Genomic DNA, 16680 nt, shown 5'->3' with positions numbered 1-16680 from the left:
GCGACCACCACAATTTTACGACCTAACCCACACAATCCACCGACGAAAAAACGCTTCGGAAAGCCCTAAAACGGCAGTCCGAAGCGTTTATTTCATTAAAAACCTAGCACTACACTTACTCAGTCACATCCGCCTCAGCCGAACTCTCCAGCTTCAACACACCATCCGTCATCTTGTACACTTTATCTACGTACTTGATCAACCGTACGTCATGCGTCACGACAATGGTCGCCGTTTGATTGGACTTCGTTTCATTTCGCAACAACTCCATTACTTCAAATGCCCGATCAGAATCGAGCGAAGCTGTAGGCTCATCTGCCAAAAGAATCGCCGGCTTACTGAACAGCGCCTTGGCAATCGCCACACGTTGCCGCTCACCGCCCGATAAATCGGAAGGATAATTCTTATGCAACTTGGTAATACCTAAATCCTCGTATAACTTACGTTGCTCGTCTTTTGACATATTGTCTTTCTTCACTTTATTCAGCAATTCCAGCTGCTCGTCAACAGTTAAGAACGGTACGAGATTGGAAGCCTGCAATATAAAACCGATTTCCTGCAAGCGAATTTTAGAACGCTGCTTTTCATTCAGCTGCGATAATTCTTTACCATTGATGATCACTTGACCTTCACTTGGAGTTTGCAGACCGCCAGCCACCGTCAGGAACGTACTTTTACCTGAACCGGATGGACCAATGACTGCGACCAATTCGCCACGTTCGACTACAAAATTGGTCTCTTTCATCGCCTCGACTAGCGTATTGCCTTCACCGAACGTCTTTTTCGCATTTCGTAATTCTAGTACCATCGTTTATCCTCCTATCGCTTCGAGCGGATCAATTCGGATAATCGTCCAAACCGAAATAACGGCTCCGAGAATCGCCACTACTATTAAGACCAAACCATAAATCATCATGGTAGGTATATCAAACATGATAGGAACGGCATTTGGCAGGAAGCTTCCCGCAAGTAATGTCAGACCGAATGCGAGGACAACCCCGATTAGCGCAAGAATGAAAGTCTGCGCTATAACCGATCGTGCCAAATACGCACTGGAAATCCCCTGCGCTTTCATCAGACCGAACATGCTGATTTTCTGCACAGTCAATACGTACAAGAAAATCGCAACGATTGCGGCTGAAATGACGAATAAGAAGTAGATCATATACGTTAACGTCAAATTTTGCTCAGTGTAACCAGGTAGGTTCTCGATAAACGTTTCCGTTTCAATAATCTCTGTATTATCAGGCAATGAAAGTTGATCCCACTCTTTATCCTTGACGACAATCGCGTTGACAATATCTTTATTCATTGTATACGCGTCTCCAAATTTGATCTTCTGCATATCATTTAACTTCATGTAAAGTATAGGTGATGCATTAAAACGAGCCTTTTCCGTAAAGCCAACAATCGTCAGTTCCGTATCAGATGAAGATAGCTCCAGCGTATCGCCGATCTTAAAGCCTTCATCTTTCAACACGTCCGACGCTACCACACCGTTTTGAACATAAAACGTTGGGTCCCCTTCACTGACTTTTGGCTTGATGAACTCATCTCGGTCAATACCGAAGAGCATAACGTTTTGCTTGGTGTCACCGTTGTTCGCAATGGCACCCATTTGGCTGACAACAGCCGTTTCTTTCGCGCCTAGCTCATCGGCTACCTCCTTGTTGAGCGCCGATTCGTACAAGCTCTTATCGGATTCCTCCGTCAGTAGAACAGCATCTACTTTCCATGTGTCGATCGCTTCCCTATTCATGCTAGCTAATCCATTAGCTAGACCTGATAGGAAGAACACGAGGAACGATACCAATAGCAAAATCGACGTAATGAGTAAAAACCGTAGTTTATTCTTTTTAATTTCGCTCCAAGCTAAAAACATTCATGCTCACTTCCTTTTATAGGACATCTATTGCTTCTTCTAATTCATAAGAAGTTGAAACTACTTCTTTTGAAACGCCACCAATCGATGTAATAACGTCTTGCAGATTTTTCATATGGTCTGAAAAATGCCGGATATCATCAATCGTCAAATGGACTGTATCTGTTATGTTTTGGAATGTTTCTCTCGTTGTTTCAGTCTCTTTCATGCCCATATCCGCAAACTTCGTGACCGTATCAATGGCAACATGAACGGCTTGCGTCTTTGCTTTTGACTGCGCGACAAGTTGCGCAATATTATCTGTCGACTGTTTCGTCTGATCGGCAAGATTTCGTACTTCATCCGCAACGACTGCGAAGCCTTTTCCATGAACGCCCGCACGTGCCGCTTCAATTGCGGAGTTGAGTGCCAACAGATTCGTCTGATCAGCAATGTTTTTCACTAGTTGTACAACCTCTTCAATTTGAATGGAGGCACGGTTCAATTCTTCAACTAATTCTGCCATGCCTTTCGTTTCTTTAACAATCGTCTCCGATGTCACAACCATCTGCGCCATCTGCTCGATTCCCGATTGCGCTTGATTGGCAGAAGTTTCGGAACGTACGATACTTTCTTGGATTTTTCCGTCTAGTGTAGCAGATTGCTCAATCAAATCATTGACTACTGCGTATGTAGACTCAGACTTCCCCTCGATTTTAAGCGCAATGCTGCCAATTTGTTGTTTGACGCTATTTTTTATTTCTTGTTGGTTTGCACGGATTGAGTCATTTGTACTCTTCTCAAACGCTTCAAGAACCAACTGCTTTTCAAAATTCAATATTTTGCTTAATGCCACAATCATTTCTTGCTCTTCCGCACGATCTAATTCAAGATCAAATAATATGTCGAGCATCGTAGAATGCAAGTTTTGAAAAGCTGCGATATACCATTTCGGTTCCAGTCCAATTCGCAAATGTGCATTCGCCACTTTACTGCGATTGATCAAATATGCTTCATCAATTACACCGTCGAATAGTCCACCGAGATGTACGGCTAATGTTTTACTCAAATACTCCGTCGTACTGTTCTTTTTAATCATCTGAGATAGCTTAGGAACTGCAGTCACACTTGAATAAAATGCTTTTACAATTTCATCGATCCGAGCGCTCATCGGTTCTTTTAGTGCACGTAATAGTTGTAGATCCCGCTCTCTTAATTGAATCGCATCCAACTGCAATTGAACTTCTTTGGTAGATACTTGCAATTTGACAGGGACAGAGGAAATAGGTTGTATTAATGATAATGTCTTACGTCTTTTTGTGATCCACATAGTAGTATTCTCCTTTTTCTTCAACTGACACGAACAAACTGCTATTTTCTAGGTTGTTTAGACTTTGTACAATGTTGTATACTAGTTAATTATACACATAAATAATTCCAAATACTAGAGTTCGTCATTAGAATAGGCCTATTCTATTCTTTCGGTTTCCTATTTATCAAAACCCCTACAACGAAACCGTATAATGCATGACCAGCGACCCACCACAACAAAGAAATTATGTTTGTAACACTTGGCGTTCGGTCAGAAAATGATGTCGTCGGATACAATAACAACCCTATGGCGACATTCACTAGAAGAGGGAACAGAATCGCATGGTTATGTATGAAACCCCTACTCTTGTCATACAGGATCACGAGTATGATACAGAGTACGACTGAAACGATGAGATGAAAAAACACTTCAATTACTTCTGGAAATTGATACTCTTTTACGATGGGTATGTAATCTACGTTCAGTAACAGTGTATATACTTTGTCACCCGTTATCGCTTGCACCATTTTCAAGACAATAGCGAGGAGAATCCCTGTTACAATACCTATCCAGGTGCCTTGCACAATGTATTTAGTTTTCATTTATACACCTTCCTACAATGTAAAAATAACAGATTTGACTTGTCTCGTCAAATCTATGTATAATGTTAGACATGTAGAACAAGGCGATTGGTCATTGTTCATTCTAGTATAAAGAAAGGTTGGTTGCTTTGAAGCCGTCATCTGAAACCCCGACGTATACAATTAAACAGGTTGCAGATCAAACAGGCTTGTCGAGGCAAGTCTTGAGGAAATGGGAAGAACGTTATGATATTGTGATTCCACATCGTCTCGATAATGGATATCGAATCTATCATGACGATGACATTCGGTTATTTTTACTGATGAAACGTTACGCAGAAGATGGCTTTGCACTATCACAGGCAGCCGAAATGGCCAAGTCCCAGAAGAAAACCGACATGCCATCAAATTCCGAAGATACGTATTTAGAGGATATATTGAATGATTTATTGCTTCACGGGAAAAATTGCGATGAATTAGAATTAAACTTTTCCCTTCAAGCCGCCTATCATCGATTGGGCCTTGAACACTACCTAAGCCAAATCGTCATTCCTTTTTTGAAAGAAGTAGGCGATCACTGGGCAAGTGGTGAGTGGGACGAGTATCAGGAAGCTTTGTCTAGTCTGGTCGTACGAGATCAACTCGTCCAGCTACGACGCAACTTCCAATACCGTGAGGACTCCCCTATATTATTAGGCGCGTGCCTCCCTAATGAATCGCATGAAATTCCGGTGCATATTTTTTTATTACAATTAATGCTCAAGGGCTGGCGTACAGCGATGATCGGTTCGTCACCAGCTCCAGGTGCTATTCAGTCACTTATTGATAAGATCAAGCCCGTCAAGGTATTGCTATCAGCTTCCACTACATTTCCGTTTGAAAAGAATCCACAGCTCATGCAGGAGTTGGATGATTTTGCGGGTAAACATCCTAATACCGAATTTTATCTAGGTGGATACGGCGCATTCATTTGGGCTGACAAGCTACATTTACAACATATTCATCTGCTTGAATCCATTGATGAAATTTAAGTGTTTTTGCATGTATCATACGCTGCCAATGCGCGCGCACGGGCAGCTTGATGATCCACCATCCGAGCTGGATAGGTCGTACCGATTGTAACTCCCGCTGCTTTTAGCACGTCATCCGGCGCTTCCGCAGGTTCAAATACAAACTTTACCGGCATGTCCGTTAACTCGGGCAGCCATTTTTTTATATACTGTGCGTCTTCATCGAATTTCTTTGCCTGAAGAATCGGATTAAACACCCTGAAGTACGGTGAGGCATCAAAGCCACTGCCCGCCACCCATTGCCATCCCATCGCATTATTTGCTATGTCCAAGTCCACAAGAGTTTCTTCAAACCACGCCATACCTTCACGCCAATCGATCAATAAATGCTTAATCAAAAATGAAGCTACAACCATTCGTACTCGGTTATGCATATAACCTGTTTCCCATAATTCACGCATCCCCGCATCGACTAATGGATAACCGGTATGCCCTGTTTTCCATACCTCTAACCGACTATCTGCGGGTTGCCACGGAAATTTTTCAAACTCCGGTCGCACAGGTTTCGTTATCATCTCAGGGAAATATAGCAACTGATAATTATCAAAGTCACGCCACGCCAATTGACGGATAAAAGCCTCTACTTGCTGATCACCAACATCATCTGCCGCAGCAATCGCCCCGTGCCATAACGAACGCACACTAACATTTCCCCACGCCAAGTAAGGAGACAATCGTGAAACACTAGCTTGCGCAGGAAGGTCTCGCCCGACTAGATAATCATATAATCCACTGTCCCGAAACGTTTCCCATCGCTCCATAGCGGCTACTTCTCCAGGTTGCCAATGATTCATTAACTTGTCATACCAACGATTAGCCGATAAAAGGCCCCATTCGCCTGAAGACAATGAATAGTATTTCACAGTAGACGGTATAAGTTCAGGTGTCGCAAACGGTGCTGCGATCGGTTCTTGCCGTAGTCGCTTCCAAAACGGAGTAAATACTTTATACGGCTGATTGGTTTTATTAAAAATCACATCAGGCGCTACAAGGAGTGTCCCTTGGAATGAACGTACTTGAACGCGCTGTCTCTCACAAGCTTCTGCCAATTCACGCTCTACTTCCCGGCTTTCCGGATCGTATAATTCATTGAAAGTTAGTTGATCCGCTCCGCTTTCCTCTATCAATTTCATCAACTGTTCAACAGGTTGTCCTTCTCTGACAATAAATTGGATCTGTTGGTCTTCAAAGCGCTGGATGATTTCTAGTAAGCTGTGATGCAGCCACCAATCCGATGCCGCATGACGCACTTTTGGTAAAATGAAAACGGGCAACACCTCTCCATGTGCAGCCGCTTCCACCAATGCTGGATGATCATGTAAACGCAAATCTTTTCGGAACCAAACTATTGTTTTGCTCATTCTGTTCTCTCCTTTTACACACCTTAAAACGCACCCGAACCACCGCCGCCTCCACCGGTTCCTCCTCCGCCACTGCTGCTACTATCGCTACTAGGCGCGTTGTTTGATACATTCGACGAAGCTTGGTTGAATGATCCTGCGAGAAACACCGGATTGTAGACGGCGCCTTCATAGTAGCCACTTCCATAATACGCATCTCCCGTATCGTGTCGTGATTTTGTACGATTCTGATCCAGTTGCTTCTGAGCACTGACAAAGTCTTTATAATACGCGTCCAACTCTGGATTCTTCACCCCTACACCATAAATCAACACACGGAATCGATCATCAAGTGAGAGTCCTTCCCACTTCTTCGTATCCAGTTCCTTCATCCACTTATCCACTCGCTCCCACTCCAGCTTCAGCAAAGTTCCTTCATAATTATACGGACTATAAAACAGTGCGAAGCCAAAAGCTACCAACGTCAACATCCCTACTAACACCAGTTGCGCGTACAGCTCATAATAAACAAAAGCGATAGCGAATCCGATGCCAAGCACCCCGATCAAGCTCAGGATCACACGCTCCTTCGTTGTCTTTACCTTCATTTCATACTGATTCAATTCTTCTTTTACAAGATCTTTCCACATCGTAAACTTTTTATCGAATGCTTCATAGTTCTTCTTTTCTTTCGTATAACTATTCAATTCATTCAATGTAAATTTTTTCTCCTGTCCGATTTGGTAAAATAGTAATTGAATCAACTGCTTCTCATGCTCTAGTTTGACGTTCGCATCGATCAACTCAAACTCGTCATCCGATACTTGCTTTACATGCCCTTTGCGTACGAGATCAAGCAACGCCGCGGACATCAACTCTACGGAAGCTACGCCATTCTTGAAAAGAAGCAATGCTGGTAAGCTCATATTATTGGAAGGAACGTAGAAACCATTCGCATCCATTTCATATTGCGCTTCCTTGCTATACCTTTTTCTTCTGGCACTCGCAAAGAATCCAATCAGACCCACTCCTAAAATACCGACCGCAACACTGACACTACCAAATATACCGGTAGTCCTTTGATTTTGAATGAACTCTTCACGTTTTCTAATTGCCGTTTCCTGATCCTCTTTCACTGATGGGCGAATATCTTGATCACTTGCGGTCATTCCTGGAAATAAAGACGGTTCATAGACAACGCGGATATCACCATTGTCCCCGGCATCAATTTCTCCCAACGAAAATACAACCGTTCCATCAGGCTGTACCTTACCAGTCCCTTCCGCACTGTCGTATCCGATGAACAACACATCAGACGCATCAGCAGGCGGTACAATAGTAATCGTCATATTGCCATAATCTGTTTCATTACGGCTGTCAAAAAATGGCCAAAGGAATTGTCCACCATCATTATACATTTCCATTCCATTGGTAATCGTATACTGCAAATCGAACGTGATGACTTCGCTGTCTCCTTTGCGATGTACTCGATATTCTGTACCGCGCTTTTCGATCTCTAATTCTTTACCCTTTTCATAAGCAGTAAAGCCTTCAATCGAAGCCCCTCTTTTCGGTTGAATTTCTCGAATGATTCCATTAAATTCACTGTCAAAATCATACGTATGCTTCTCTTCTACTCGAACAGTGCCGTCAGTTTCCAACTGCGCATTGATTTTCACATCCGGAATGCTAAAATCTACGGCTCCTGCTGTCATCGGTAGAACTAGAAAAGCCAGTAAAGCGACAATTAATAGTTTCCATTTCATAAAAAATCACCTCTTATCATGAGTATACGATAAGAGGTGATTAATAGATTCATTTGTTGGCAGAGTATTTGGATTTTCGTAATGGATATTCTATAATTTCATGGCTTTATAAAAGTATATACCCATTGAACCAAAAAGCAGTACCAAGATCATGATAAAAATGGGCATGTTCAACGTAGCGATTTTGGCCAAGGCAATGTCTGTCATTTGCCAGATCAAAAAGACAAACAACAGGGTTGAAATGTTTTTGATGACGTTCATAAACAGCACGCCATAACGATAGTGGATTTCTATGTTATCAGGCCGCAAATTAATGTAGTTATACATATGCGGATACTTTTCCAATATCCCCATGCCCACCCACATGACGATACCAATAATCGGCAACAGCAGTAATTCCATTCTCGTTCCATAGCGATCCACTTCACCATCCGCACCAAAATGTGCAGGAATTCGTTCGGGTAATTGACTCCACTGCAGGAGCAAATAGACGAGAGCAGCAGCGAATAAAGCGATAACCAACACATCGAACACTTTTGCTACAGCAGGTTTCTCTATGTCGAGCTTCGGTTTTTTCATCTCCATACTCTCGCCACCTAACTTATGATTCTTTTGCGCTCGTCATTTCAAAGACATCAAAAATATTTTCTTTAATATTGAGCGACATGATCTTGCCTTGTTTTTCATAGAAATGGATAGATCCTCTTCGGTCTTCCACCATTTCCGTCCATCCCCAGTCCTCAATCGTGCGTAAATAATGATCTGGTGGATTGCCGTCTGCGTCACCGATTCCTTTTAGCTTATACTTTGCTGATTTAGAAATCTCTCCTATGCAATCTTCAGCTTTCACTTCATACGCTTCTTTCGGCACAGGGAATCCTTGATTGATGATGGCCATCCGGTAGCCGTCTTCCTGACTATACACATTGGAACAACCAGTTATCCAAAAGACAGATACTAACACCAACAGCGCAAGTATTTGTTTCATATGTCTACCTCCCATTTTACGACTTCGTTACATCCATCGTACTAGGAAATATTGACATTGTCACCAAACGTTTTTGTGACGAATTAACGTAATTTCTGCACAATAACTACTTTTAAATAATTAAATTCAGGATAGTCCCGCGGTGTGCGGAAATCTCTTGGTAACGAAGACTCTTCCACTACTTTATAGCGCATATCCATCTCTTTAAATGCTTGCTCAATGAATCCTTTGAACTTCTTCATACTGAAGCTTGCGTTATTCGTAGAAGCTACGATATAACCATTCTTCTCTGTAACCGCGATCGCTTCTTTCATTAGCATAGGATAATCCTTCGCTGTACTAAATGTATATTTCTTCGAACGTGCAAAGCTCGGTGGATCCAGCACAACAAGTCCAAATTTCATGTCATGACGCTTCGCATAACGGAAATAATCAAAGACATCCATCACTTTGATATCTTGCTGCTCATAGTCAATGCCATTGACGCTGAACTGTTCAATCGTCTTCGCGACACTACGCTTCGCCAAATCGACATTCGTCGTTTTCTTCGCGCCACCTAGTAGAGCCGCCACGGAAAACGCGCCTGTATAAGAAAATGTATTTAATACTTCGCGACCTTGCGAGTAGTTATCACGAATCGTCTCGCGAACATCACGCTGATCCAAGAATACACCTGTCATCGCGCCATCGTTCAAATCAATCGCAAAGTTCATGCCATTCTCCTTGACGATAATCGGAAAATCTCCAGGCGTTCCTTTGACAAAATCATCCTGCTCGACATACTGCCCTTTCGAATCAAAGCGCTTCTTTTCATAGACCGCTTTATAATCGCCACGCTTGTCCAACACATTATAGACATGGTGACGGAACGCATAAATACCTTCACTATACCAGCTGACCATGTAATAACCGTCGAAGAAATCAATCGTCAAACCACCAATTCCATCGCCTTCTCCATTGAACAAACGATAAGCCGTCGTATCCGGATCTTCCGCGTATACCTCACGTCGTTCAAAAGCCGTTGCCATTTTTTGATCAAAGAAATCAAAATCGATCTCTTCTCTTTCATTCGAAGTCAGCACCCAGCCGATTCCTTTATTTTGAATTCCATAATACCCCGTAGCCAAATACTTATGATACCGATCCGTCAGACGAATCAAACTACCTTCCTTCGCCTGAATCTCACTACTCATCACAGCATCCTTCAAAACCAACGGATACCCCTTCTTCAAAGCCACCGTGCCCTGTGCATTCAACTGTATTTCAACTAATTTACTCATATCGTCATCCTCAAAGTGTATTTTCTCTATTATCGCATGGATGACACAAAAGTGAAAGCGGCTCGTCAGGATCGACAGGCATAAGACGGGCTGGACTTGAGGCGCTCTTTGCCTCACGACCAGCACGACTTATGACCCGAGATCCTAGCCGCTGCAACTGGATGACACAAAAGTGAAAGGTGGCGCTTAGAGTCGGCAGGCATAAGGCGAAGATGCGAAGCGGCGTTTTTTGCCGCACAGCAGCTTTGACTTATGACCCGAGACTCTGCCACCTGGAACTGGATGAACCAAAAGTGAAAGGTGGCGCTTAGAGTCGGTATCCTCAAAAACACATACTTTTACGACATTTATCCATCCTTCACTTACAATGAAAATACTAAAACAACCAAACAGGAGGAATTCACATGAACATCATCCCATTAGGTATCTGGGGCGGCTATCCAAAAGCAAGTAGCGCCACCTCTTCATTTCTCATTGAACACGAAGGATTCCATTGCCTTTTCGACTGCGGCAGCGGCGTACTATCTTCCTTGCAAAATTACATCGAACTCGACCAACTCGATGCAGTCGTCATCAGCCATTACCACGCGGATCACATCGCAGACATAGGAAGCCTGCAATATAGCCGATTGATTCAATACTACTTAGGACAACCTTCCCCACCACTACCGATTTATAGTCATGCGCGGAATAGGAAAGAATTTGCGAAGTTAACGTATAAAGAACAAACGCAAGGTATCGAAATTCGGGAAAATGAATCCGTTCAAATTGGTCAATTTACGGTTACGTTTTGTCCGACAATCCATCCGGTCTACTGCCTCGCAATGAAGTTCACAGTGGATGACAAGTCAGTAGTTTTCACAGCAGATACGGAATGGTCGGACAAGCTCGTGCCTTTCGCACAACACGCGGACATTCTATTCTGCGAAGCTAACCTGTACGAAGAGCATCTAGGTAAGTCACCGGGTCACATGGCAGGCAGTCAAGCAGGCGCACTGGCGCAGCAAGCCGAAGTCGGGCAGCTCATCCTCACCCACTTGCCGCATCATGGTGATATCAATGAGATATTGAATGAAGCAGGAAAAACGTTTAGTGGTTCAGCGGAGATTGCGGAAGTTGGGAAGAAGTATACAATGCTTTAAGAATAGGGGAGTAAATTAGTAAGCGCTTAGGAGTGGTAAGTAAGTTTGAGAGTACGAGGGGATGGAAGCTCCAGTTGGCGGACGCTTTCCCATGGGCCCGCGGTGAGCCAACTAGTCACTGCGTTCCTTTAGTTGTCTCACCTGATCGGGCTGATCCATCGGGAGTCGCCGCCAACTTCCGCTTCCATCCTACTTTTATAGTAGAAGGATTTAGAACACTCACTAGCAGTAGAATGTAAATTATTGTTTTCCTTAAACTTATCTAAGGTCAAAAACAGAAATAATCACAACACAATCTTGAATGAACTTCGATAACTATCACCCACTTATATTGCCGGGATTGAAGCGGCAGGCGGCGACTCGGGGAGGATCAGTGGGACAGGTGAAACACCCGGCGAGCGAAGCGAAGGGGTGTGGTTCACCGCCCACCCTCCCGAACGCGTCCGCCTAGAGCGCAAATCCCTAACCCAAGCACATTTTGAGCCTTCCAATTCCATCCCACAAAAAAAACGACCTCTGCCACTTACACAAAGGTCGTCTAACTTCTTATAAAAACACAATTGCAGCCAAAATCACTGCTAGCACGATACGATAAATCGCAAACGGCATCAACTTGACTTTCGAAATCAATTTCAGGAAGAAACGGATTGAAATCAGTGCGAACACAAACGCACTCAAGAAACCAACCACGTAAAAACCAATGTCATCCATCGACATATACTCCCAGTTCTTCAACACCGACACAAGACTCGCGCCCATCATGATCGGAACCGCCATGATAAACGTGAAATCAGCTGCTGTCCGATGATTCATCCCGAACAACACACCGCCGGAAATCGTCGCTCCCGAACGGGAAAATCCTGGCCACAACGACAAACACTGAACAAGCCCAACTGTGAATGCCTGTCTGTATGTAATCTGATCCAATGACACCACACTTGGATTTTTCGGTCCAAACTTATCCGCTGCAATCATCAAAAATGCACCGGCGACTAGCGCAAAAATAACTGTTTCCACGCCGAATAAATAATCATCGATCAAGTCCTTAAACGCAAAACCGAAAATGACAGCCGGCAACATACCTACGATAACGTGAAGCAAATTGAAACGCTCACTCATCTTGACATTGCTATCTACTTTATACAAACCGACTAAACTAAATAACCGTTTCCAAAATACAACGACTACAGCTAGTATGGATCCGAGCTGAATCACAATCTTAAATGTAATGGCAGGATACTTTCCTAAGAACTCTTCCGTCTTCAGCCACATATCATCAACAATAATCAAATGACCTGTTGAAGATACGGGTGCGAATTCAGTCATTCCTTCTACGAATCCTAAAATCAACGCTTTAATTAAATCAAATAATTCCATATGACTCTCTTTCCGCGAAGGCTGTCCTTCTGCTATTCTATTTTCTGTTATACAGTCTACCATGACGACACAAACAGTGGATAAGTTTCCGAAAAATATTTCTATCCACATGTGCATATTTTTTTATTTTGCATATAACTGAATACTTATACACATTGCGCGTGGATAGTTTGTGGAGAAGTTCGTAATTTCAGTTTATTCCTGCTGAAATCAATGCTTATCCACAACTTCACCGTCTATCTACTCATATGTGGCGACTTCTACTTGTAGACTATCAATTCGTTAATTTATTTTGAAACGCATAAATAACCGCCTGTGTGCGGTCTTGAACTTCCAATTTGGATAATAGATTACTGACATGGGTCTTCACAGTTTTTAACGCGATGAACAGTTCATCCGCTATTTCCTGATTGGATTTGCCCTTAGCTAATAATAACAACACTTCCAGCTCGCGGTCGGTTAAATCTTCATGCAAGGCATGTGTTTGACCACCGCGCATCTTCGTCATCATTTTCGATGTCACTTCAGGCTCAAGCACCGTTTGTCCTTGCACTGTATCTCGAATAGCATCTGCCACACGTTTCGCATTAGACGTCTTCAAAATATAACTGACAGCTCCCGCTTCAAGTGCAGGATATAATTTATCATCATCAAGGAAACTGGTGACAATAATCACTTTCGCTTCGGGCCATTTCTCGATAATCGCAGCCGTCGCTTCAGCACCGTTCATGACTGGCATAACCATGTCCATTAAAATAATATCCGGTCGCAAATCCAGCGCTTTCACTACTCCGATCTGGCCATTCTCTGCTTCCGCAATCACTTCGATATCCGGTTGCATTTGCAAATACGTCGATACGCCAATGCGCACCATTTCATGATCATCCACCAACAGCACTCGAATCATCCGCCAGCTCCCCTTTCAAAATCGGTAACTTCACTTCCACAATCGTCCCTTGAGATGGTACCGAGACAATCTTACAACTACCGCCAATCTCAATCGCACGCTCTTTTACGTTCTGCAAACCGTACGAACCGCCTTTGCCGTCATCTTGCTTAAATCCGACGCCATTATCCTGCACGCGTAAAATCGCCAGCCCATCTCGTTCGATTAATAAAATCTCCACTTCTGTCGCTTTTGCGTGACGAAGCGTATTCGATAACGTTTCCTGAGCAATCCGGAATAAATGATCTTCCGCACCTTTAGACAACTCGATATCCTCTAAACGATGTGTAATATCAAACGTCACTTTTTGCTGTAATTCACTTAATAATTCTTCCAGACCTTTCGCAAGCGTCTGATTATGCAGAGCAGCCGGACGTAAATGAAGAAGCAACGCACGCATTTCCAGTTGTGCTTGCTGAACCATTTTCTCCACTTGCAGTAACGGCTTGTGAATCGGGCCTTCTTCCGCCTGTTCCGCAAGTGCCGACAACAGCATCGAAGCCGCGAACAATTGCTGGGACACTGAGTCATGCAATTCCCTTGCTAATCGCTGGCGCTCTTGTATTATACGTTCTTGAATGAGTTTGTCTTGCGTCTCTACTCGTTCATCCGTAATACGGCGCAAACTATTTCGCTGCGCTTCTAGTACCTCGTATAGTTGTTCAATCGAGCGGTTAGTCTTCCTCTTCACTTTATTCGACTTCGTAAATTCCTGCTTTGCGTAAAGATCCTGCAATTTCCCGATAATAATATTCTCTTTTGTTCTGCCGTTCTGTCCAATCCAACCCGCAATCACCAAGCTAATAATGAAAATCGTCGAAAATAACCAAGCAATGAGGGGCATATCCGCAGCTTCCATATTGAACAACAAATACTGATATTCTACGAGCGTGACATCAATGAAAAAATAGAAAAAGACCGCGACGATTGCGCTGAATGTCAACGTCAATAGAATGGTGCGACCAATGATTGCCTTCATTTTCTACGCACCTCCACATCGCCAATCCAAGTGAATACCGAAATAATCAACTCAGGATCATTCGGACGCTTCGTTTCATATCCATCATACGCTTGCACGCTTTCATTGAATAGCTGCTGCGGTGCATTTCCTAGAAGTTCTGCTTCGCCGTATAATGTTGCATAATGAATTCGAACCGGAATATCATAGGGCAATTCAATCAGAACCTTCCCGAAGATTTGCCGAATCGAAATGAACGAAGCTCCTCTTGGCAAGACCGTATCCGTTACATCGACATGTACATCCCCGAAAAAACCTTGCATATGCACATCTTCCCACTCGTACGTCGAAAGGGGTGTTGACTGTATGGAAAACAATCGATTTCTCCACAAACCTTGCGACCGTCTCTCTCTCGGTTTCTGTAGATTACCGAACACTTCGCTAGCAGGCGTGCCTCTCCATAATTTCATAATAATATACAAGACAATTACTAAAATCAGCAGTCGCACACTCCACAATGTCAGGAGCGCAATGACGATGAAAACAATCCCTGTTATCGCTGTCCACTTTCCGCGTTTCCGATATCCATAATCAAGAAATCCCCAACCGAGAAGGAGGAAGATGAAATTGCCATTTGAAAACAGCATCGATTCGACGAAAGCAATCGCCAATAGAGCAAGCAAGTAGACCGAAACTTTAGTTGAATCCCTTTTAGCCATTCCATTCTCTCCCTTCTCGATAGAGGAAGCGTGATGCTTCCTCTTACAGTTTACACAATATCTTGAGTTTTTGCGTTAGATTTCTCTAATGAATCTAATCGTTGTTCCATCGATGAGTGGGATTGCGTCGTTCTTCTGCCACTACCCAGGTTTTCGATGTATGAATGCAAGTCATCGAGTGTGGAAAATGATTGATCCGGCTTAACAAAACGATCCATCTTTTCCTTCGCACGCGTAACGTTCTCTTTGCCCATCAATTGCAGTTGACGAACACGCATGTCCTTCACACGGTGCTTCATCTCTTCGAATTTCCGTTCCAATGAAAGCAATTCTTGTGTAGCATCTTGAATGCTTGCCGATAAACGCGCTACCCGTCCTTCATACGCTTCCACTTCTTCTTGCGCAAACGTAATTAATTCAGCTTCTCCTGTCTCCTCAGCAAGTTCTAATTGATGACGACGCTTCATCGCCATTAACTCTGCATCCTGACGTTCATTTTCCAATTCCTCTTTCAGTTTCCCTTGACGTTCCAACAACTTACCAATTTCCGCAGTCTGCTTTTGCGCATCCAGAAAATATTGATTGAGCATTTCTAGCGGGTTTTCTTTCCTTTGTGGCTTGTCCATCCACTTATTGAGATCTTCTTGTACGGTATATTTTACTCTATGCCAAAATGCGTTCATACTGCATCTCTCCTTTTATTTTGTAAGTTCGTTCCACTGGCGTTCAAAGTTTGTGAATGGATCATCCGAAATGACGTTCGGGTTTACGTTACGGTCGTTCCACTTGCGGTATACGTAGTAGATTCCAATTACTGCGATGATACCGATGAATGCACCGACGTTTGAAATTGAGCTGATGACGCTAATAACCAGGACTGTCATCCAAAATACTTTCGCGAACATCGAGTGACTCTTTCTCCAGTAGTGGTAGCTAACGAGCGCGATTGCCCCTGTCACAGCTAGCACGACGATGGATCCAAGATTCAATACGGCTGCCAGGCCTGCGATAATGCCGAGCAAGAATAAACCAATTTTCTTCATGTTGATGTCCTCCCTTCATTTGTAACCTTAGTTTATAATGAATTCCCGCTTTCTCCGACGGTCCCATAGCGGATTTCTAACTCAGACTTAGGGCTGAGTGTGAGTAGGTATCGAAACTAGGAACGGTTTGGCGGAAGAACGTTGACGATGTGGTTGCGGGTTTTTGATACTTATTTTTGGGGCGTGGCTCGACTGGTTGTTGGGTTATGAAGTCAGGGAGCGTCTGCTTTTTGGACTCGCGCAGGCACGTGGGGGATTTATTTTGGTTGTGGTTCTAAGAATGCTAAATTGTGTAAC

The 16680-nt window shown here is 43.4% G+C and carries 17 protein-coding genes; 2 read left to right on the top strand and 15 right to left on the bottom strand.

Going from position 1 to position 16680, the window contains the following annotated elements:
- Positions 1–115: 115 nt before the first annotated feature.
- The 4 genes from CSV69_RS07275 to CSV69_RS07260 all read right to left on the bottom strand — a co-directional run bounded on the left by CSV69_RS07275 (position 116) and on the right by CSV69_RS07260 (position 3775).
- Positions 116–808, bottom strand: coding sequence for an ABC transporter ATP-binding protein (locus CSV69_RS07275; protein WP_085427894.1), 693 nt, complete (start codon positions 806–808; stop codon positions 116–118).
- Positions 809–811: 3 nt separating this feature from the next.
- Positions 812–1882: an ABC transporter permease gene (locus CSV69_RS07270; RefSeq protein WP_099693055.1), complete on the bottom strand. Its 1071-nt coding sequence runs from the start codon at positions 1880–1882 to the stop codon at positions 812–814.
- Positions 1883–1898: 16 nt separating this feature from the next.
- The gene (locus tag CSV69_RS07265; protein ID WP_099693054.1) at positions 1899–3191 is read right to left on the bottom strand and encodes a globin-coupled sensor protein; all 1293 of its coding nucleotides are present in this window, start codon (positions 3189–3191) and stop codon (positions 1899–1901) included.
- Between the two features lie 143 nt (positions 3192–3334).
- Positions 3335–3775: a hypothetical protein gene (locus CSV69_RS07260; protein ID WP_099693053.1), complete on the bottom strand. Its 441-nt coding sequence runs from the start codon at positions 3773–3775 to the stop codon at positions 3335–3337.
- 119 nt (positions 3776–3894) lie between these two features.
- On the opposite strand from CSV69_RS07260, the gene CSV69_RS07255 reads away from it, so the two are divergent.
- Positions 3895–4785: a MerR family transcriptional regulator gene (locus tag CSV69_RS07255; RefSeq protein WP_085427890.1), complete on the top strand. Its 891-nt coding sequence runs from the start codon at positions 3895–3897 to the stop codon at positions 4783–4785.
- Here CSV69_RS07255 and CSV69_RS07250 read toward each other — a convergent pair.
- The 5 genes from CSV69_RS07250 to CSV69_RS07230 form a co-directional block, all read right to left on the bottom strand.
- A complete protein-coding gene (locus tag CSV69_RS07250; protein ID WP_099693052.1) occupies positions 4782–6185 on the bottom strand; it encodes a cryptochrome/photolyase family protein in 1404 nt (467 codons plus the stop codon). The two genes, CSV69_RS07255 and CSV69_RS07250, sit on opposite strands and share 4 nt — an antisense overlap.
- 23 nt (positions 6186–6208) lie before the next feature.
- Positions 6209–7930, bottom strand: a complete 1722-nt coding sequence (locus tag CSV69_RS07245) for a DUF2207 domain-containing protein (RefSeq protein ID WP_099693051.1) — start codon at positions 7928–7930, stop codon at positions 6209–6211.
- A 90-nt stretch (positions 7931–8020) separates the two neighbouring features.
- Entirely contained in the window at positions 8021–8515 is a 495-nt protein-coding gene (locus tag CSV69_RS07240) for a DUF1648 domain-containing protein (protein WP_099693050.1), read from the bottom strand.
- Between the two features lie 16 nt (positions 8516–8531).
- Positions 8532–8918, bottom strand: coding sequence for a hypothetical protein (locus CSV69_RS07235; protein WP_099693049.1), 387 nt, complete (start codon positions 8916–8918; stop codon positions 8532–8534).
- An 83-nt stretch (positions 8919–9001) separates the two neighbouring features.
- A complete protein-coding gene (locus CSV69_RS07230; protein ID WP_085427885.1) occupies positions 9002–10198 on the bottom strand; it encodes a class I SAM-dependent rRNA methyltransferase in 1197 nt (398 codons plus the stop codon).
- A 404-nt stretch (positions 10199–10602) separates the two neighbouring features.
- Between CSV69_RS07230 and CSV69_RS07225 the strand changes: the two genes are divergently transcribed.
- A complete protein-coding gene (locus tag CSV69_RS07225) occupies positions 10603–11340 on the top strand; it encodes an MBL fold metallo-hydrolase (protein ID WP_099693048.1) in 738 nt (245 codons plus the stop codon).
- A gap of 546 nt (positions 11341–11886) precedes the next feature.
- Here the strand turns inward: CSV69_RS07225 and CSV69_RS07220 are convergent.
- The 6 genes from CSV69_RS07220 to CSV69_RS07195 form a co-directional block, all read right to left on the bottom strand.
- Positions 11887–12717 carry an undecaprenyl-diphosphate phosphatase gene (locus tag CSV69_RS07220; protein ID WP_085427883.1) on the bottom strand — a complete coding sequence of 277 codons (831 nt, stop codon included), beginning with the start codon at positions 12715–12717 and terminating at the stop codon, positions 11887–11889.
- Positions 12718–12991: 274 nt separating this feature from the next.
- Complete coding sequence (locus tag CSV69_RS07215; protein WP_085427882.1) at positions 12992–13624, bottom strand: response regulator; 633 nt, start codon at positions 13622–13624, stop codon at positions 12992–12994.
- Entirely contained in the window at positions 13599–14642 is a 1044-nt protein-coding gene (locus CSV69_RS07210; RefSeq protein WP_099625374.1) for a sensor histidine kinase, read from the bottom strand. Before CSV69_RS07210 ends, CSV69_RS07215 begins: the two co-directional genes overlap by 26 nt.
- The gene (gene liaF, locus CSV69_RS07205; RefSeq protein ID WP_099625373.1) at positions 14639–15340 is read right to left on the bottom strand and encodes a cell wall-active antibiotics response protein LiaF; all 702 of its coding nucleotides are present in this window, start codon (positions 15338–15340) and stop codon (positions 14639–14641) included. The genes CSV69_RS07210 and liaF overlap by 4 nt, the downstream gene beginning before the upstream one ends.
- Before the next feature lie 50 nt (positions 15341–15390).
- Entirely contained in the window at positions 15391–16023 is a 633-nt protein-coding gene (locus CSV69_RS07200; RefSeq protein ID WP_085427880.1) for a PspA/IM30 family protein, read from the bottom strand.
- A 15-nt stretch (positions 16024–16038) separates the two neighbouring features.
- Positions 16039–16383 carry a lmo0954 family membrane protein gene (locus tag CSV69_RS07195; protein WP_085427879.1) on the bottom strand — a complete coding sequence of 115 codons (345 nt, stop codon included), beginning with the start codon at positions 16381–16383 and terminating at the stop codon, positions 16039–16041.
- Positions 16384–16680: the final 297 nt, after the last annotated feature.

The sequence above is a fragment of the Sporosarcina sp. P26b genome (assembly GCF_002743245.1).
In the GTDB taxonomy this organism is placed as follows: Bacteria; Bacillota; Bacilli; order Bacillales_A; family Planococcaceae; genus Sporosarcina; species Sporosarcina ureae_C.
Note: the sequence above shows the minus strand (reverse complement) of the source record. Positions and strands in the feature narration are given on the sequence as shown.